This is a genomic window from Terriglobus saanensis SP1PR4, from assembly GCF_000179915.2.
Lineage (GTDB): Bacteria > Acidobacteriota > Terriglobia > Terriglobales > Acidobacteriaceae > Terriglobus > Terriglobus saanensis.
This window is the reverse complement of the sequence record NC_014963.1, coordinates 325,892-343,762: the sequence shown is the minus strand read 5'-3', so window position 1 is coordinate 343,762 and position 17,871 is coordinate 325,892. Positions and strand designations below refer to the sequence as shown.

The 17,871-nt window shown below is 58.5% G+C and carries 20 protein-coding genes; 11 read left to right on the top strand and 9 right to left on the bottom strand.

Annotated elements, in window-relative coordinates:
* Positions 1 to 67: 67 nt before the first annotated feature.
* Positions 68 to 232, bottom strand: a complete 165-nt coding sequence (locus ACIPR4_RS22660) for a hypothetical protein (protein ID WP_013566868.1) — start codon at positions 230 to 232, stop codon at positions 68 to 70.
* 41 nt (positions 233 to 273) lie between these two features.
* Between ACIPR4_RS22660 and ACIPR4_RS01445 the strand changes: the two genes are divergently transcribed.
* From ACIPR4_RS01445 to ACIPR4_RS01425, 5 genes are all read left to right on the top strand, one after another.
* The gene (locus tag ACIPR4_RS01445) at positions 274 to 714 is read left to right on the top strand and encodes a hypothetical protein (RefSeq protein WP_041585868.1); all 441 of its coding nucleotides are present in this window, start codon (positions 274 to 276) and stop codon (positions 712 to 714) included.
* 265 nt (positions 715 to 979) lie between these two features.
* Complete coding sequence (locus ACIPR4_RS01440; protein ID WP_013566867.1) at positions 980 to 1,816, top strand: PEGA domain-containing protein; 837 nt, start codon at positions 980 to 982, stop codon at positions 1,814 to 1,816.
* Between the two features lie 62 nt (positions 1,817 to 1,878).
* A complete protein-coding gene (locus tag ACIPR4_RS21360) occupies positions 1,879 to 2,295 on the top strand; it encodes an antitoxin Xre/MbcA/ParS toxin-binding domain-containing protein (RefSeq protein ID WP_013566866.1) in 417 nt (138 codons plus the stop codon).
* Positions 2,296 to 2,748, top strand: coding sequence for an RES family NAD+ phosphorylase (locus ACIPR4_RS01430; protein WP_013566865.1), 453 nt, complete (start codon positions 2,296 to 2,298; stop codon positions 2,746 to 2,748).
* A 186-nt stretch (positions 2,749 to 2,934) separates the two neighbouring features.
* Positions 2,935 to 3,528: an HD domain-containing protein gene (locus ACIPR4_RS01425; RefSeq protein ID WP_013566864.1), complete on the top strand. Its 594-nt coding sequence runs from the start codon at positions 2,935 to 2,937 to the stop codon at positions 3,526 to 3,528.
* An 8-nt stretch (positions 3,529 to 3,536) separates the two neighbouring features.
* Here ACIPR4_RS01425 and ACIPR4_RS23275 read toward each other — a convergent pair whose 3' ends face one another.
* On the bottom strand, positions 3,537 to 3,965 hold the full coding sequence (locus ACIPR4_RS23275) for a c-type cytochrome domain-containing protein (protein ID WP_013566863.1): 429 nt from the start codon (positions 3,963 to 3,965) through the stop codon (positions 3,537 to 3,539).
* A 149-nt stretch (positions 3,966 to 4,114) separates the two neighbouring features.
* On the opposite strand from ACIPR4_RS23275, the gene ACIPR4_RS01415 reads away from it, so the two are divergent.
* The 3 genes from ACIPR4_RS01415 (at position 4,115) to ACIPR4_RS01405 (ending at position 7,729) form a co-directional block, all read left to right on the top strand.
* Entirely contained in the window at positions 4,115 to 5,551 is a 1,437-nt protein-coding gene (locus ACIPR4_RS01415; protein ID WP_144312274.1) for a DUF5715 family protein, read from the top strand.
* Positions 5,552 to 5,619: 68 nt separating this feature from the next.
* Positions 5,620 to 6,348 carry a YIP1 family protein gene (locus ACIPR4_RS01410; protein ID WP_013566861.1) on the top strand — a complete coding sequence of 243 codons (729 nt, stop codon included), beginning with the start codon at positions 5,620 to 5,622 and terminating at the stop codon, positions 6,346 to 6,348.
* Between the two features lie 34 nt (positions 6,349 to 6,382).
* Positions 6,383 to 7,729: an MATE family efflux transporter gene (locus ACIPR4_RS01405; RefSeq protein ID WP_013566860.1), complete on the top strand. Its 1,347-nt coding sequence runs from the start codon at positions 6,383 to 6,385 to the stop codon at positions 7,727 to 7,729.
* Between the two features lie 54 nt (positions 7,730 to 7,783).
* Here ACIPR4_RS01405 and fabF read toward each other — a convergent pair whose 3' ends face one another.
* Positions 7,784 to 9,052 carry a beta-ketoacyl-ACP synthase II gene (gene fabF / locus ACIPR4_RS01400; protein WP_013566859.1) on the bottom strand — a complete coding sequence of 423 codons (1,269 nt, stop codon included), beginning with the start codon at positions 9,050 to 9,052 and terminating at the stop codon, positions 7,784 to 7,786.
* A gap of 13 nt (positions 9,053 to 9,065) precedes the next feature.
* Entirely contained in the window at positions 9,066 to 9,305 is a 240-nt protein-coding gene (locus tag ACIPR4_RS01395) for an acyl carrier protein (RefSeq protein ID WP_013566858.1), read from the bottom strand.
* Positions 9,306 to 9,598: 293 nt separating this feature from the next.
* On the opposite strand from ACIPR4_RS01395, the gene ACIPR4_RS21355 reads away from it, so the two are divergent.
* A complete protein-coding gene (locus ACIPR4_RS21355; RefSeq protein WP_013566857.1) occupies positions 9,599 to 10,873 on the top strand; it encodes a GGDEF domain-containing protein in 1,275 nt (424 codons plus the stop codon).
* Between the two features lie 339 nt (positions 10,874 to 11,212).
* Here the strand turns inward: ACIPR4_RS21355 and ACIPR4_RS01385 are convergent, their stop codons facing one another.
* The 4 genes from ACIPR4_RS01385 to ACIPR4_RS01370 all read right to left on the bottom strand — a co-directional run bounded on the left by ACIPR4_RS01385 (position 11,213) and on the right by ACIPR4_RS01370 (position 14,666).
* On the bottom strand, positions 11,213 to 12,676 hold the full coding sequence (locus ACIPR4_RS01385; protein ID WP_013566856.1) for a DNA recombination protein RmuC: 1,464 nt from the start codon (positions 12,674 to 12,676) through the stop codon (positions 11,213 to 11,215).
* Positions 12,677 to 12,717: 41 nt separating this feature from the next.
* Positions 12,718 to 13,599, bottom strand: coding sequence for a dihydropteroate synthase (folP, locus tag ACIPR4_RS01380; RefSeq protein ID WP_013566855.1), 882 nt, complete (start codon positions 13,597 to 13,599; stop codon positions 12,718 to 12,720).
* An 8-nt stretch (positions 13,600 to 13,607) separates the two neighbouring features.
* Positions 13,608 to 14,069 (bottom strand): hypothetical protein, encoded by a 462-nt coding sequence (locus ACIPR4_RS01375; protein WP_013566854.1) that lies wholly within the window; start codon positions 14,067 to 14,069, stop codon positions 13,608 to 13,610.
* An 87-nt stretch (positions 14,070 to 14,156) separates the two neighbouring features.
* Positions 14,157 to 14,666 carry a MerR family transcriptional regulator gene (locus ACIPR4_RS01370; protein ID WP_245536421.1) on the bottom strand — a complete coding sequence of 170 codons (510 nt, stop codon included), beginning with the start codon at positions 14,664 to 14,666 and terminating at the stop codon, positions 14,157 to 14,159.
* Positions 14,667 to 15,029: 363 nt separating this feature from the next.
* Here ACIPR4_RS01370 and ACIPR4_RS01365 point away from each other — a divergent pair, with 363 nt between their 5' ends.
* The gene (locus tag ACIPR4_RS01365) at positions 15,030 to 15,647 is read left to right on the top strand and encodes a hypothetical protein (protein WP_013566852.1); all 618 of its coding nucleotides are present in this window, start codon (positions 15,030 to 15,032) and stop codon (positions 15,645 to 15,647) included.
* A gap of 28 nt (positions 15,648 to 15,675) precedes the next feature.
* On the opposite strand, the gene ACIPR4_RS01360 is transcribed toward ACIPR4_RS01365, so the two are convergent.
* Entirely contained in the window at positions 15,676 to 17,046 is a 1,371-nt protein-coding gene (locus tag ACIPR4_RS01360) for a TolC family protein (protein WP_013566851.1), read from the bottom strand.
* A 171-nt stretch (positions 17,047 to 17,217) separates the two neighbouring features.
* Here ACIPR4_RS01360 and ACIPR4_RS01355 point away from each other — a divergent pair, with 171 nt between their 5' ends.
* Positions 17,218 to 17,823, top strand: coding sequence for a hypothetical protein (locus ACIPR4_RS01355; protein WP_013566850.1), 606 nt, complete (start codon positions 17,218 to 17,220; stop codon positions 17,821 to 17,823).
* Positions 17,824 to 17,871 lie beyond the last annotated feature (48 nt).

Here is a 17,871-nt window from a genome sequence, read left to right as displayed (position 1 = left end):
CACCGCGTCCCTATGTGATGCAAGTTGTGATGCAAAACGCGGTCACGGCAGAAAGACACGCCTCAAATCAAGCGCCGATCCCCAGCGTCTGAACATAGTTGTCTGTCTCATCCCCAAACGCCTCATCCGGCGGGTACACCGGCGATCTCCGCGCGTGGTGCAGACCCAGGCGCATACCCGCCGCGGCCATTCCCAGCCAGACCAGTGTCAGCGGCCAGGCCTCGGCGCACATCTTCCAGTTGATAAGCCGCCTTTGTTACGCGCGCTTCGCACATGGGCGACTACGAGGCCTTCAGCTGCCAGGAGCAGTCACGCAAAGCGCGCATCACGCGCTGGCTCTTCCTCGTCAGCAAGATGGTGCTCGCCCTCCTCACGAGCTTCCTCCTTTCGGTGGAGTTTACGCGCCCCTTCGTCGCCCACATCGGCGTCCGCACGGACTGGCTCGTCCTGATCTGCGGTCTCGCGATGAACATCCCCGCGCTCAACTGGGTGCTGCTCGATCAGAAATCGCGCTGCCCCGAGTGCATGCGCTCTCTGCTCAGCTCCGCGCGTATCGGGCCGCCCTCGCGCAGCTTCCTTGCATGGAACGGCATTGAAGAAACCTGCGACCGAGGCCACGGCCTCCTGCACCTGCCCGAATGGGAGACCAGCTGGTTCCGCACAGCTCGCTGGCTCACCCTGGATGCGAGCTGGCACGAACTCTTCCGCCCATAGATCGTCTTCACTGTACGTGCCACATAGATTCCCAATCTGGGCTCGGCGCATTCTTTATCGAACGATTGAAGGACCTGGCATAGCCAGCATCCAATAAGATCGACCAACAACCCAGAAATGCCAGCTAAACTCCGAAGCGACATCACTCTGACTATCGGGCCCCATTGCGGAATCTCTTACTCCGCATGAAAGTATTTCCTTTGCTTCCTGCTCAATTGCACTCTCCCGTACTGTTGCATCACTCCGAACAATCAGGATTCCTCAAATGCAGACTTGTATTGCCTTGTCTCTGATCGGCACGCTTATCTTCGCGAACCCCGCTTCCGCACAACAAACCGCTGTTCCAGCAGCCCCAGCTGCGGCCTCAGTGGCTCCGGAACCATCGCGAGTTCCTCTTCCCAATACGCTGATGGACGGCACAGCCGTCAAGCTGCGACTAGTGGACACAGTCAGCTCTGCCGACGCTCACGTGGGCCAACAAGTTCCCTTTGAAGTGACTGAAGATGTTGTGGTGCAAGGAATCACCATAGCCCCCAAGGGATCGCAGGCCCTCGCCACCGTGACCACGGCAGAGCCGAAGAAGCGCATGGGACGCGGCGGAAAACTCGACGTCAATGTTGACAGCATGCGTCTGACCGATGGGGAGAAGGTCCAGCTCCGTGCGGTGAAGGACACCAAAGGTGGAGGACACGTTGGCGCGATGACCGGCGCCATGGTCGCCACTTCCATTGTTTTCTTCCCGGCAGCTCCGCTTTTTCTCTTTATGCATGGCAAGGACATCACGATCCCAAAAGGCACCGATATTACCGCGTTCGTACAGGGGGATATGAAGTTAAACCTCGCCTCCTTCACTCCTGCGACACCGGGCTCACCATCGGTCGACGGCATTCAATCCGCGACCCTCGTGGTCGACTCCTCTTCCCCCGGAGCCGACATAGAGGTGGACGGCAACTTCATGGGCAACACACCATCCAGCCTTTCTGTCGCTCAGGGACAGCACACGATCACCGTGAAGAAGAAGGGCTACCAAGACTGGAGCAAATCCATGAATTTATCCGGCTCGAGCGTCCACCTGAATGCGGAACTTGAAGTCTCAAAGTAGACCGAAACGCACCGCCAGATGGACCCGCAGCAAGGGTTATAATGAACCCAAGGAAAATCGTCATGGCCCAGGCCACAGTCGTCCACAAAATTGCTCCGGAAAAGACCCGCCGTCCCGCCATTCATCGCGGAGCGGAAGACACCGTCTCCAAGAAGAAAGCCACGCACCTCTTCGCTGCAGTGGCTCAGGGCTCGCCCATCCCCGCAGGACGTCTTCGCGCGGAGATCATCCCCGACTCCTCTTGGAAGCGCTCCGGCGCTACGCTCTCCCCCTCAGCCAGCCAGTCTGCACTTCGGTTGCAGCGCGTGCTCACACTCGCCGAGGCCGTCTGGGGAGAGAAAGAGCCAGCCGTGAACTGGCTCAACACGCCGCACCCCGAACTACGCGGAGCTACGCCTTACTCCCTCCTGAAGACAGAGTCCGGTGGACGCGCTGTCGAAGATCTCCTCATCGCCCTTGAGCACGGCTTCGCGGTCTAGATGGCCTCGGCAAAAGCTGCAGAGTTCACCATCTACCGCATGCACTCTTCGGCCTTCGCTGCGTCGGACTCCACGGGAGCCATGCGTGCCCCTGGACGCTGGCACTCGCAGGGAACCCGAGTGGTTTATGCCGCGGAACATATCAGCCTTGCTCTTCTTGAAACACTCATCCACGCTGGCGGACGCAAGCTACCTCCGCGCTCCCTTACAAGCATTACCGTTCCCGCAACGGTAATGGTGGAAACCTCAAAGTGGCTGGACGATCCCGCTTCTCGCGCATTCGGAGATCTATGGGTCAAGTCCGCCCGCACCGCCATCCTCCGCGTACCCAGCATCGCAGTGAACAAGCTTGAAGATAACTTCGTCCTTAACCCAGCCCATCCGGACTTCCACAAAATCCGCTTCAACAAGCCTGAGCCCTTCGCGCTCGATCCCCGTTATCTTACCCTCTAACTTCTGTGCCCCATTCTTTCGCGGCCTTTGGCGAAAGGGTGGGGTCGCGCGGAGCGCACAAACGGATTTTCGGGGAAGTGAAAAGCAGATCCCTTCGCTTCGCTACGGAATGACAAAGGTGTGGTGGGTGTTCATTCACAACCTTCCACCCTCGACTACCGTGATCTCGTCCTCTAAAGTCCTTACATGGCACCCTGGCGCGAAGAGCTCATCTCTTACATTCGAATCGAAGCCCTGCCCATTGAGAAGTTTTCGCATCAGCCGCGTCTCTACGCTCTGACCCAGCTCATCGATCCCGACGCGGACACAGATATCCTCTTCGCTTCCGTCTGGTTGCATGACCTCGGAGTCTTCCTCGGCCACCGTCCTGCGGAGAAAGCCGAGCTGGAAAAGTGGGACTCGGCGGCTTATGCGGTGCGGGTGACGCCTGAGATCCTCACGCGCCTGGGCTTTCCGGTAGAAAAAATCCCCGCCGTGGTCGAATGCATTGCAAACCACCAGCCACACAACACGCCGCAATCGCATGAGGCAGCAGTTTTGCGCGACGCGGATATTCTTGAGCAGCTTGGCTCTGTTGGCATCTTGCGCACGGTCTGCAAGGTGGGCCGCGATACGCGCTTCCATACCTTCGCCGAAGCCGTTGCCTCCCTCACTCACGCGCTCGATACACTTCCAGCGAAGATCACGCTAGACCGCACGCGCGAACTCGCTGCGTCTCGTATCGCGGTGCTGCAGCACTTCCTGATGGAGCTTCAGGAAGAGGCGAGGGGAGAACTCTAGGGCGAACTTTAACGGCGCTCGGCCTCGGGCATCACCGCTCCCTCCCGGATCCACTGTTCGATCGCGGCGATCTCGCCCTCGGTCAAAGGCCCGTCCGGTGGCATGGGTTTGCCCCAGGCGTTCTCGCGACGGACGACGTGCAATATACGGCTCTTTTCGGGATCTCCCGGCACCACGGCGATGCCGTCCTTGCCCCCAGCCAAAAGCGTGCTGCGCGAATCCATCCGGAAACCACCTTTGCGATTCATCCCCGCGTGGCAGCGGTAGCAGTTCTCTTTCAGGACCGGCCCCACGTGTTGGAGATAAAAGTTCTGTTTTGGGTCTGAGGTCAGTTTGGGAGGCTCCGGGCGGCATCCCCCAAGAAATAAGCAGAGTCCCGCGAAAAGGAGAGGTTTTGTTAGAGAAAAAGAGCGCTTTGAGGGAACCGGCCAAATCATGGGTGTTGTCGAAAGAGTATACGGAACCGACCTGGTTACTTACATGGGCGGCAACGGCTCACTAGAGTCGAAGTTGCTCTGCCGAACTCCGCGGCCCGTCTGCCATGGCTCTTGAATGGTGTGGGCGCCGCGCTGGCGCTACAATCCTCGTGTTTTTCGCACTCGCTGCCCAGGGCGCAACGAAGCGCAAGCCCGTGCCTTCTAAATCTGCGCACACCAAAGCTGTAGCTGCTAAATCTGTACCTGCAAGGCGCGCACCCGTCCGGCGTCAGACCTCCTCCGAAGAGATCCAGCGCGCGGGTGAGATTGCTGCCGCCAACGCCGACAGGATGCAGAGCGAGCGTATGGACCCCACGGTAAAAGCGGAGTCCCCCAAGACGGAAGATTCCGTCCACGCATGGATCCGTCAACATCATGCGCCGACAAACGGGGCCCCGGCAAGCAAGCCCGCTGCAAAGAAAACGCCCGCCGTATCTGCAAAGAGCAAAGCTCCACGTAAAGCGACCGCAGCGGATTTCGATGCGGCTGCGGATGCGCAGTCTAAAGCGCCCGAGCCTCAACCGGAGCCAGCGACGAAACCGCGTTCCGCCCTGACTGGCATCTCGATGCCAGAGGAAGAAGGCGTGACCAATGACGTCGAGGTCTCCAAGACAGAATCTGTAACGAAAGCAGATCCCGTAACGAAGGCCGAAGCCGCCGTCGTAGCCAGGTCTCCTACGCAAAAGCTCGACCTGCCTGCTCCACCAGCCGCGAAGAAGCCCGCCTCCGTCGCGGCAACGGTGGTTGCAAACACGCGCGGGCGCAAGGCGGTGATCGACCCGCAGACGGCTGCTTCCCTCACAACGAAAGAATTTGGCAAGAAGGCATTGCCTAAAGAAGACGCGGACGATCAGGATGCGGCGGACTCTGACGCCAACGATGCCTCCGTCAGCTATGGGCCGAAGACGATGCCCGCCCTGCTTCGCCGCAATGGCAGACTCATTGTGCCTGCGCCGATGAAGGGGTCGCATGAGATTCTGGTCCATCAAAATGTCATGGCGACCCAGGACGGCCTGGACCGCATTGAAGATGACGACCAGCTCAACAGCATGCGCAAAGCGAAGCTTCTGGCTGCTCTGCCGGTAGGTTTCGGCGTTCAGGTGGATGAGCGTCTGCCGGCAAACCGACGCTACGCGCGTCCGTGGACGGTGCGCTTCCTCTCGGACCTGGGTCGTGCGCACTTCGCCCGTTTTCATGAATCGATTCAGGTCAACTCAGCCGTGCGCACCGTCGATTTTCAGCGGCAGCTCATGCGGGTGAACGGCAATGCCGCGCCGCCCACGGGAGACACGGCCTCTCCGCATCTGACGGGACAAGCGATCGATCTGGCCAAGCACGGCATGAGCATGACGGAGATCGCATGGATGCGCGGGTATCTCCTGCCTCTGGTACAGCAGGGCAAGATCGATGTGGAGGAAGAGTTTCAGCAGGCGTGCTTCCACATCAGCGTCTATCGGCGGTATATGCCGATGGCCGCACCAAGACGTGAGATTCCCATAAAGAGATCGCGCAGCACGGGACGCCTGATTGCGTCCTCAATTCGATAAAAATTTTCGCAAAAGGCAAAACTGGCTCTAAAATCGCTTCGATCCCCAACCCACTCGAGGTCGAGAGCATGGATGAAGTGCTGGAGCTGGAACAGCCACCGTTGACGCAGATCGAACGAGTTATCAACACCTTTGTTGCACCCTCTAAGACCTTTTTGGATGTTCGTCGCAGCAGCAGCTGGTGGCTACCGTTTCTGATCGTCGCACTCTTCAGCTATTTGTTTACGGGCGCGGTCGTGAAGAAGGTGGGCTTTTCCGCGCTGGCGGAACATGCACTGCAGCAGCGTGCGGAAGCGACGGGACAGCAGATGTCTCCGGAGCAGATGGCGGCGGGCAAGACGTTTACGGTATCCATGTTCAAAGCGAGCTTCGGCGCCTGGCCTCTTATCTTTCTTGCGACAACGGCGATCTTTTCCCTGCTGCTGTGGCTGGGCTTCAACTTCATCCTCGGCGGCAAGGGAACGTACGGAGGCATGTTTGCCGTCTTTGTCTTTGCGTCGCTGACCGGAATCATCAAAACAGTGCTCATGATCGCCGTCCTCTGGTCTAGCAATAACGACAACTTCGACATTCAAGATCCCGTGGGGACCAACCCCGGCTTCTATCTTGGGCCGGAGAGCGCGCACTGGCTGAAGGTCTTTCTCGGTTCCTTCGATGTCTTCACGTTGTGGATGCTGTTCCTGGTCGGTCTTGGCGGAGCGATCGTTTCGAGAACCAAGGTGAAGTCCGGCATAATGCTCGTCTTCGGCGCGTGGCTGCTGTTTGTGCTGGTACGTGTCGGATTGGCAGCAATGTAACACTCCCAATGGGCAGCCGCAGTAAACTGGTTGGATGCCTTCACAAAACCCATGGAGAGGGGAGTTAGGCTCTCTCATACGCCTTGCTCTGCCCGTGGTGCTGGCGGAACTGGGCTGGATGTTGCAGGGCGTGGTCGACGTGATCATGGTCGGACGCCTGGGGCCGGTCGCCATCGGTGCGGTTGCACTTGGAAACGCCGCCTACTACGCCCCCTCGCTCTTTGCCCTCGGCCTGCTTCTGGGCATGGATACCGTGGTCTCGCATGCCTTCGGGCGTAAGGATTACGACGCATGCCATCGCTGGCTGGCGCAGGGCGTCTACATTGCCGCAGCTGTGACCGTGCCGATGATGCTCCTTCTGGCGGGCGTCAGTCTGCTTTTCCCTCATCTCGGCGTGGCCGCCGTGATGGTGGCTCCGGCGACGAGTTATCTGCGGGTGCTGCTCTGGGGAACGCTGCCGCTTCTGCTCTATGTGGCGGCGCGGCGTTATCTGCAGTCGGTGGGGCAGGTGCGCGTGATCACGCTCACGTTCGTCGGCGCGAACCTGATGAACTGGGGCGGAAACTGGGTCCTGATCAACGGCAAGCTGGGGTTTCCCGCGCTGGGCGTGACGGGATCGGCGCTCTCCACCGTTCTATCGAGAATCATGATGGCGGTCACGCTCTTCGGTTTTGCATGGAACTATGAGCGCAAGCGCGGGCATCCGCTTTTTGCGCGCTGGGCAAGACCGGTAGGGCGCGAGATCCGAGAGCTGCTGCGTCTGGGCGTGCCGACGGCGTGCCAGTTGCTGATGGAGGTGGGAGCGTTCTCCTTGGCGACGGTAATCGCGGGAACAATCTCGCCCGTAGCTCTCTCGGCACACCAGATCGCGCTGAACTCCGCAGCGCTGGCGTACATGGTGCCGCTCGGCATCAGTGCCGCGGCGGCGATCGCCGTAGGGCATGCTGTGGGCGCGGGCGATCCGGAGCGTGCACGCCGCGCAGGATGGATGTCCATGGGTCTGGGCGTCGCGTTCATGATCGTGATTGCCGTAGTGTTCCTCGTCATGCCGCGACCATTGATCGCGCTCTACACGCACGATCCGGCGGTGATGGCTGTGGGTGTTCCCCTGTTTGCACTGGCGGCTGCCTTCGCCGTCTTTGACGGTGTGCAGATCGTAGCCACGGGCGCGCTACGCGGCCTGGGGCTAACACGGGTGCCTATGCTGGCGAACCTCTTCGGCTATTGGGTGGTGGGAATCCCTATGGGTGTAGCCCTGTGCTTCTGGGCCCACTGGGGCGTCTTCGGCGTCTGGACCGGCCTGACCACGGCTCTGATCCTGATCTCGATTGTCTTGTTTATTTATTGGCGAAGGCGCTCCACCGCCATCGTGACAGCATAGAAATGCCCATGTCCTGAATCGGACATGGGCATTTCTATAAGAGTTTAGAAAGACTTACTCGGTCCAGCGCTTGAAGACGAGCGAGCCGTTCGTTCCACCGAAGCCAAAGGAGTTCGACAGGGCGTAATCGATCTTTGCGTCCTGGGGTTTGTTGGGAACGTAGTTCAGGCGGCAGGCCGGATCGAGTTCCACGATGTTCATCGTAGGGGGAACGATCTGCTGCTGCATCGCCATGATCGTGATACCCGCTTCCAGACCACCCGCGCCGCCGAGAAGATGGCCGGTCATGGACTTGGTGGAAGAGACGAGTAGCTCATGGTTCAAGGCACGTTCGCCGAAGACATTTTCAATGGCCTTCGATTCCATGGCATCGCCCAATGGCGTCGACGTGGCGTGCGCGTTGACGTAATCGATCTGGTCAGGCGCGATGTCCGCGACGCGAAGAGCATGCTTCATGGCGCGGAAGCAGCCTTCACCATCGGCAGCCATACCGGTCATGTGGAAAGCATCCGCTGACAGGCCGTAGCCGATGATCTCGGCGAGGATCTTCGCTCCACGAGCCTTCGCGAAGTCGAGATCTTCGAGGATCAGAATGCCTGCGCCTTCACCGACGACGAAGCCGTCGCGGTCTTTATCGAAGGGTCGGCAGGCATGGGTGGGATCGTCGTTGCGCGTAGAGAGCGCACGCATGGCGGCGAATCCGCCAACGCCCAGAGGCGTGATGGTCGCCTCGGTTCCACCTGCGATCATCACGTCGGCATCGCCGCGCTGGATGATACGGAAGGCGTCGCCGATGGAGTGTGCCGACGAGGTGCAGGCCGTAGCCGTAGCCTCGTTGGGCCCCTTGGCGCCGTAGCGAATGGAGACGTGGCCCGCTGCGAGGTTGATGATCGCCGCGGGAATAAAGAAGGGTGAGATTTTGCGTGGACCACCCAACATGAGGTTGGTGTGCTCACGCTCGATGACGTCGAAGCCGCCGATGCCGGAGCCGATGTGGACCCCAACATTGTCCGCGATGTCCGGCGTGACGACCAAGCCGGACTGCTTCATGGCTTCGTCCGCAGCGGCAAGAGCAAAGTGGATGAAGCGGCCCATCTTCCGGGCCTCCTTCTTCTCCACAAAGTCGTGCGCATCGAAACCTTTGACCTCGGCTGCGAAGGTAACAGAGTGGCCGGTGAGATCGAAGTGCGTGATCTCAGCCATGCCGCTTTTTCCTGCAAGAAGGCCGTCCCACACCTGGGGCGCGGTATTACCCACACCGCAAAGCATGCCAATGCCAGTCACGACGACGCGGCGTCCGCCGAATGTTTTCGAATCCTGCACGATCTAGCCCTGCTTACTTCTTGGAATGTGCTTCGATGTAATCAACGGCATCCTTGACGGTCTTGATCTTCTCGGCGTCTTCATCGGGGATCTGGATATCGAAGGCTTCTTCGAACTGCATCACGAGTTCGACGACATCGAGTGAATCTGCGCCGAGGTCTTCCTGGAACGAGGCATTGGGTGTGACTTCAGCTTCATCCACCTGAAGCTGTTCCACGATAATCTGCTTCACCTTTTCATCAACGGCTGCCATAGAGCGAATCTCCTAGAGGGTAAATCTTGATTGTGGTGGTACTGAACCTGTGAAGCTCAGTAAGGATACTGAGCGCTCTCAAGAGTGTAAAGCAAACGCGGCCAGACAGTTTCCTCAGAAGGAATCGGCGAAATTGTTGACAGGGCTGGATTTTTGGCTTTCATTGTCGATTTCGCTTCTCGGAAACAATTCCTCGTGCTTCTCTATCTACTACGAGCACCGAGCAGGCCCGCATTTCCACCATGTGATGCGTGGTGGACCTACGGCTAACTGACCTCGCGGGAATCCTTTTCATGGTGTTCAATCCACTCCTTCTCCCGGATCTGATCGCGATGGCGTCCCTGACGGCGCTGCTTTTCGCGCTCCGACGGACCTACAACAAGGCAGGCCTGGATGGCTGGATGGCCGGGCTGTTCTTCATCTTCCTGGAGATCTTCGCTCACGCCTTCTACACGCCCCATGGCCCCTGGGTCCGAACGATGCACGCCGCGATGCTGGATTTTTACGCACTGGCGGGTTTGAGCTTTTTCTTCTCCGGGGCGGACAGGCAGCAGTCCCGGAGACGTGTGGCCTACATGGTGCTCAACTCCCTTCCGTATCTTGTCCTGCTGACCGCATACGGCTACGAGGTCAAGAACCAGTTTTTCTACGAAGCGCTGGCCATCGTGTCCTGCCTGCTGGGCCTGGGCCTGGTGATGGCCGTGAAACTGAGGGTCTGGAACGCCGCAGTGCATGTTGTCTTCTGGGCCCCCCTCTGGTTCGCCGCACACCATCACGACTTTCGCTCCATGGCCTATGGATCGCTTTTCTTCCTTTATGCCATGACCGCCTTCGCCTTTCATCAGAACAAGCGTGTGCGCGGTCTGGGGATCTGGATGCTGGTTGCAGGATTTGCCTTGTGGGCTCTCGTATTTCTTACCCATCCCGCAGCCTCAACTGCAGCCAACCGCATCTACGCCACACTCTCGAACCTCGTGTGGGACATGCAGAAGTTCCTCATCGTCATCGGCATGCTTGTAGTCTTGCTGGAAGAGCAGCTGAAGATGAACGAGACCCTGGCACTGCATGATGTGCTGACAGGTCTGCCCAATCGGCGACTCTTCGATGACCGCCTGCTTCAGTCGATCCAACGGGCACTGCGCAATCAAAAACCGGTGGCCTTGATCACCATCGACCTGAACGGTTTCAAAAAGATTAACGACACGCTGGGCCACCCGGCGGGCGATGAGATTCTAAAGGCGGTTGCATCGCGCCTGCAGTCGACCCTGCGTGCGACCGATACCGTGGCGCGCCTGGGCGGTGATGAGTTCAGCATCATCGTCACGGACAGCCTAGATGCGGAGCAGACGCGGCATCTGCTGGTCAAAATCATGACCGCGTTCGTAACACCGATCCAGCTGAATACCCATGGTCTCGTGGAGGTAAAGGCTTCCGTCGGCTTTGCCCTCTTCCCTGCCGACACCGCCAACATGATGGAGCTCCAGGCCATCGCCGATCGGCGGATGTATGAGCACAAGCGTTTCCAAGGCGTTGTGCTCGCGGAACCGCAGTTGAGCGAAGCAGTTTGACGACACCACTTTTTCATCCCGTAGCTTAGCGAAGGGATCTAGCTGGCTTCTGACTCTAAACAAACCTCAGGAGGACCCCAAAACCGGGTGCCGGGTGCCCCATACATCGCGTTCTTTGCGATGTGTGGGAGGGATGCTTATTCTGTTGAGATTTGATATCGAGCGAAAATGTAAAAGCGGTTCGCGCTTTACGCGAATACCCAGTTTTTACTTTGTCATCCCATAGCGTAGCGAAGGGATCTGTTTTTGCTGGTCCTGACAAGTCCTGTTTGTGCGCTCCGCGCGACCCCACCCTTTCGCGATAAAGCCGCGAAAGAATGGGGCACAAGTGCTTCTTTATTACTCTTCTTCCGTCGCAGCAAGCAGAGGCGCTACACCAGCAATCTCTTCAAAGGCAAGGAGATTACTCTCCGATTGAGGGCCCATTGACGCGACCTCACGATCAACCGTTTTCAGGACGCGATTAATCATAGTCGTCTTGCTGCGTATCTTTTCCAAGGTGTTCTGAACCGTGCCAACTTGGTCGTTTACTTTTTCCATCAGAACGCCAAATTTTTCAAACTCTCTCTTGGAAGCATTCAATACTTTCCAGACTTCGCCTCCTTTTTTCTGTATTGCTATGGTGCGGAAGCCCATGCGAAAAGTCGCCATCATGTGCATGAAGGTGCTAGGACCGACAACAGAGACTTGGCAGTTATGTTGAAGATCGGAGATAAGTCCCGGACGACGCAAAACTTCTGCATAAAGATTTTCCGTGGGCAAATACATGATGGCGAAAGGGAGTGTCGTCGGTTCTTCAATGTATTTACTGCAGATTTTCTGGCCCTCGTTTCGGATCGACCGCTCAAAAGCTTTACCGGCCAAATCGATATCGCTCTGATTAGCTGTTTCGCGCGCCAGTTCTAATCTTTCCCAATCGCCGAGAGGGAATTTTGAGTCAATAGCGAGAAGGGCTGTTTGATCTTCACCTATCGGTACTTTGAGCGCAAATTCAACTGTCTCTTGTGAGCCTTGTTTGATCTTCGCATTTTTCTGAAATTGCTCAGGCGTAAAGAGTTCGCCGATAAGTTGTTCGAGCAAAAGTTCGCCCACGATTCCGCGCGATTTCACATTGGAAAAGACCCGCTTGAGATCACTCACTCCAGTGGCAAGTTCTTTCATCTCACCGAGGCCTTTTTGTACTTCGCCAAGATGTGTAGCTACCTGACCAAAACTCTCCGTGAGGCGCGTCTGCAGCGTGGCATGCAACTTTTCATCGACGGTCTGGCGCATTTCTTCCAGCTTGGCGGAGTTGTCGCGGTTGAGCTTCTCTAATTGAGTGGTCTGATTAATGCCAAGGTCGTTGAGGCGATTGTGTAACGTATCTTGGGCTGCGATCTGCTGTTTATTCGCGTCGTTGATGAATGCAGTCAGGTTTCGACTGATCGTATCGAGATCTTTTGCTACTGCCGAGCGCAGAAGGTCAGCCGAAGCAGCATTGTCCGTGCGAAAGCTGTTAAGCCCACCCGTCAACGTGGTGCCCAACGTAGTGATGGAGGCCTGAATCTCCGTACGCAATTCAGCAAAGGAGCGCGACGCCGCGTCGCGTGTGTGCTGTGCGGCTTCTGCCTGTTCGCGGCGAAGCTCGGCGATGCTGCTGCGGAGATGGTCTTCCACTGTGCCGGAGCGGGCGCGCAGATCGGTAATGGCTTCGGGGAGTTGCGCGAGACGCGGGTCGAGCGGCGGCGCTTCTGTTTTACGCAGGAGCAAGACGATCAGACCGATAAAATTCAGCGCTGCGAGCGCGATAAGTACGAGAAGCATCTTCGTATTTCCTTCTCCATGCAGAATACCGCGAGGCTGGCCTAGAACGCGATGGTCTGGGCGAGAAGAGAGTCCGCGAGATCAGAGGCCTGGCGCGCTGCGGCGACGTCATGCACACGTAGGATATGCGCCCCGGCAAGAATGGCCGCGGTGTTAGCTGCGACGGTTGCGGGCACACGATCACGCGGCGCGAGATGCGGTGCAAGGAAGCCTTTGCGCGACAGGCCCACGAGGAGCGGCCGACCAAAGCGGTGAAGCTCGCCGAAGTGGGCCAGGAGCGTCAGGTTCTCTTCCGCGCGTTTGCCGAAGCCAAAGCCCGGATCGAGCACAATGCGATCCAGCGAGATATCTGCCTGTTCCGCGTTGGCAAGGATCGAGGTCAGGCCATCCGTAACCGTAGGCATGACCTCCGTGGGCGCAAGCTGCTTCTGCGACTTCCATTCCAAAGGAAGACCACGGGTGTGCATCAGGATAGCGCCACAGGAGAGTGTCGCCAGCGTCTGCGCCATCTCACAATCCCAGGTAAGACCGGAGACATCGTTGACGATAAGCGCACCGCGCTCCACGGCGAAACGCGCGGTGGAGGCGCGAAAGGTGTCCACAGAGAGAACGCAATCCGGCCGGGCGCGAAGAATGCCTTCGAGTACAGGAGCCAGTCGCTGCTGCTCGTCCTCAGCAGCGAGATCGAGCGTTGCGCCGGGGCGCGTCGACTCCGCGCCGAGGTCGAGGATCTCAGCGCCTTCGTCCAGCAGACGGAGGGCGTGGTCGATTGCGGTTTGCGTGGTGGAAAACTGGCCGCCGTCCGAGAAGGAGTCCGGGGTGAGATTCACGATGCCCATCAGGAGCGTGCGGCTCCCCAGAAAGAGAGTGCGCGAACCGATGCGCCACTCCTTCTCTGGCCGGGGATGCGTCAGAAAGGACATTCGTTCGACTACCAGATGTAGCCGTCGACTCTGCCGCGGACAGGAGGTTTTTTCTTCTGGTCCAGGAGAAGCTCGGGAGGAACCATGGGCGCATTGCGTTCGCGCATATTGATCCGTCCGGAGGCTAAGGGAGGCGACCAGTTCTTCCGCTCCGGTCCGCTTCCCGAAGTCGCTCGTTTCATCGGACGCCAGGGTTCTCCAGCCAACACAGCCATCGGAGAGAAGGTATGTTGCCGGTCGCCGCATCGGCGGCAACGTGCAGGGACCTGAAACAGGAACAGCCGAAGAAAGTCACCCTTCTGGAAACGCGAACGGCGCAGCTCGGAGCCGCAGGAGACGCAACGGCCCAGACGATTCTTTTTGGAGGAAGGTGTAACTCCGCGAGTCGTGGGCGTCTCCAAGCCGGACTCCAGCAAAGATTTTTCGCCAAAACCGTTCTGGCGAGACGTTGAGGGGTCAACGGCATCCATGTGCGCTATTCTCCAAGGCTCGCAAAAAACGCTCCAGTACAGCAGATTCCAGACTACCGTTGGAGTTTGCGGGCAGCAAGGAATTTGTTAGAAAAGTGGCGGGAGTTCTGGTTTGCGATCCATTACCTTGGTTTGTCGTGTAGAGGGAATAATTCGCGCACGACGCGATTGCCCTACCGTCCCGGGTGAAGGACGGGAGAGGAGATCGGCGATCTCCTGCAGGCTCTTGCGCAGGCTGGAGAGATCGGTCTTCGGGACAGCCTGGCTCGGTTCCATGCGAAAGAGTTCAGGCTCCTTCTGCTTGACCTCGGACTTGAAGACCTGGCGCGCCCCAGGGATCGTGTACCCCTCGTCGTAGAGGAGACGCTTGATGCGCATCGCCATCTCCGCGTCTTTGCGTCGATAGAGACGCTGCCCCGTTCCGCCTTTATTGGGTTTGAGCTGAGGAAACTCGCTCTCCCAGAAACGCAGAACGTAAGGAGGCACCTCGCAGAGGCGAGCTACCTCACCGATACGGAAGTACAGCTTGTCAGGAATCTCCGACTTGCCGATCTGCCGGATTGGAGAGGAGGGCGTCATGCGAAAGGAGGGGGCCAAAGAAGGCCCGATTCTTGCGAGTATAAGCCTGCGAAGAATGGGTTGGATGTAATTTTCCCGATTTCCATCTCCATCTAGTTTCTTCTCAAGCTCTCTCCGAAAAAAAGGCCCCGCGATCAGCGGGGCCTCGCTCAATGGACAGGTAAAAGCGGGAAAGGAGCTTCTGCAGGATTGGCCGCCTCCGTTGGGCTCTCTCCCAAGGGAGCCCGGAATCCACATCGCCAACCCAACAGGTAGTGCTTACCTTCCCGTTCATACAAAATATGGAGTTCTGAACACACACGTGTCAAGAAAAAACTTCAATTGAACTGCACGGAAGAAACCCACGTATGGTGTTGAGCAAGACTTTTTGAGGTGATGAAGATGAAGGATGCATTGAGAGCAGTCACCATGTTGTCTGTCGCATTGGTCTGTCTGACGGTAAGCGGTTGCCGCATCGAAGCCAACAAGGGAAAAGACGGCAAGGATGTAGACTTCGCCACGCCTCTGGGCGGCATGAGCATCAAGACCAACAAAGCCGCCTCCACCAGAGGCCTGGGCATCACGGAGTACCCGGGGTCCACTGCCTTAGAGGACAAAGACAAGGACGACGACCGGGCAAACGTCGACATGCACTTCGGGAACTTCCATCTGAAGGTCCAGACGGCCAAATTCTCCACGACCGATGCGCCGGACAGGGTGCTGTCTTTTTATCGCAACGACCTGGCGCAGTACGGAACAGTGATCGAGTGCCAGAACGACAGGCCGATCGGTACCCCGACTGAAACAGGCCAGGGGCTGACCTGCGACGACAAGGATAAGGACAAAGATAGAGACAAGCACAAGCCGATCCATGGCTCAAGCCACTCGGACGGCCTATCGCTGAAGGCCGGGTCCAAGCGACGGCAGCACATCGCTGCCGTCGAGGAGAAGAACGGCCATACGGAGATCACGCTGGTCTCTCTGGATCTTCCGGGAGAGATGAAGTCGGACAACGACTAACTGAAAGCTTAACCGGCACCGGTCTCGCTTAACGCGGGACTGGCGCCACAGTGGTAACCACAAGCGACCGAAGCCACTCGTTCAGCCCAGTAGTCTGACGAAGCAGAGAGATCTCCGCCTCCTGTAGCTGGAGTTTGGCATCGAGCGAGTCGATGAAGCGTTGCCGTTCCTGGATGTGGACGTTCTGCTCGTCCTTCGGGGTCATTGGCGGCGCCGAGTTTCCACCGTCTGCCTTGACCTGAACCGACATGGCGTTGAGGTCGTCCTGTGCGATGCCCGCGTCCAGCTCGGCGAGCTCGACCTTGGCTTCCAACTCCGCAACATTGTGGCTCACTTTGAGCCGGGACTCCCCTTGCTGATCGCGGAGAAAATCCAGTTCATGTGCGGCGTGCTGGGCGTCGGCCATCGCTTCGCGCCCTTTGGCCCTTCTGGTTCTATCCAGAAAGGGAAGCTGGATCTGAATCCCGGCGGCCAGGGTGTTGTAATTGCCGTTCAGGTTGTAATACGTGGAAACGTTATTGATAGGGCTGATGCGTCCATACTGCGCGTCAAACGTGATCTGCGGCCTCCACGTGTAACGTGAATCGCCGAAGGCCGTCTGCCACTTGGCACGCGCGTTCGCCTGCGCGGACAGGACCTCGGGCGTATCTCGGTAAGCATCGGCGCTCGCTTTTTCCGGAGCCCGAAAGGCCGCGCTCGAAGGCACGCTCTCCGGCACCGTTTCCAGATTGCTGCCGGGCAGACCTGTGAGTCTTGCCAGGTGGTCGCGCAGGGAAGCCTTTTCGTCTTCCAACTGAAGCTGGAGCAGCCTGATCTGCACGAGGGTGCGGCGGGCCTTCTTCAGTTCGCGGTCCGTGTCCAGGCCTGCGTCGAAACGCTCCTGCACGATCGCGACCAGACGGACGGCGAACCTGTATTCGTCCGCCATCGCTCCTTCGCGCTTCTGGGTCCGATCGAGAGACAGGTAGCTGACGGCGGCGTCTTCTGCAATCTGCTCCCGCACGTTGGTCAGGGCCAAGGTCGCGGCTTCCAGGCCCGAACGCGCAGCGCGGATGTAGTCCCTTTGCGAAGAATTGAAGACGAGCGATTGGGCGTTGATCGTAAAGATCGTGGGAACGTTCAGCGTAATGCCCGACGAAGCGCCAGCTCCGCCGCCCGCAACAATGCTGGGAATAAAGACGGACTTCGTCTCCAACAACACGGCCTGCGCCTTCCGGACATCGTCTTCGGCAACTTTGACGCGAGGACTGTTCCGCAGCGAGAGATCGATGGCCGAGGTGAAGGAGATCTGGCCCTTCGCCGACAGCGCCGGAGAGAGGAGCGCAACTGACACGGCCAGGAGACGGCCTAGTGACAGGAGGCGTAAAGAACGCGACGTTCGCGAATCATGAGACGCCATCTCTTAAGAATCTCATGGGAAGAGCGCGCAGACGGGGCTCACCTCTCAAAGTTTGCGGTCGGTTGCGGTGTGGCGTAGTTTCAAAAGTGAATGAATGAGAGATGTCAGAGATGTGGAGCGGGGCTGCCAGAGGTTGACGGCAGTCCCGCAGCTTTTTGTGCAGTGTGCGGCATGGCACAGTTGCGCGTGGCCGAAGGCGCGGCCCAGAGTGGGCCTGCGAACGAAGAATCCGTAGTCGCCGAGGCAAAGGCTTCAGGCAAGGATTTAGGGGTGGATTGGTCCTTTGCCCTACGGTGTGCCGTGGCCGTGGCCGTAGTGGCGGGAGGACTTCAGGCCGCGACGACCAAATTCCCCGTCCTCAATGGCGCGGAGACCCTCTGGGTGCTGGCGGCACCCGCCGTAGCCGTAACGATTTACCGGCGTGGACGCTCCGGGACGGCCATGCGCGCTGGTCTGGGAGCGCGTGTCGGTGCCATGACGGGCATTCTGGTTTCCGCGGCGGTGGTCTTTGCGATTGCCGCTTCTGGTTTTTTGCTGCGCTACAAGTTTCATTCCCTCGCGGCGGACAGCGAGTTGACCGCCGTGCTGGAGCAGGCGATCGACCACGCGCGTGCACAAGGAACCGTGACCCCGCCGATGGAAGCTCTTTGGAAGCAGCCAGAGTTCCGCGCGTGGTTCCTGATCCTCGAAACGGGCATGATGTCCCTGCTGACGGTCGGGTTTTCCGCCGCCGCAGGAGCCCTGGCCGGATCTGCGCTGACGCGGAAGCCAAAGTAGATCCATCGCTTGGATGCGATGGGCTTCGTCAAGACACATGCCCTAGCG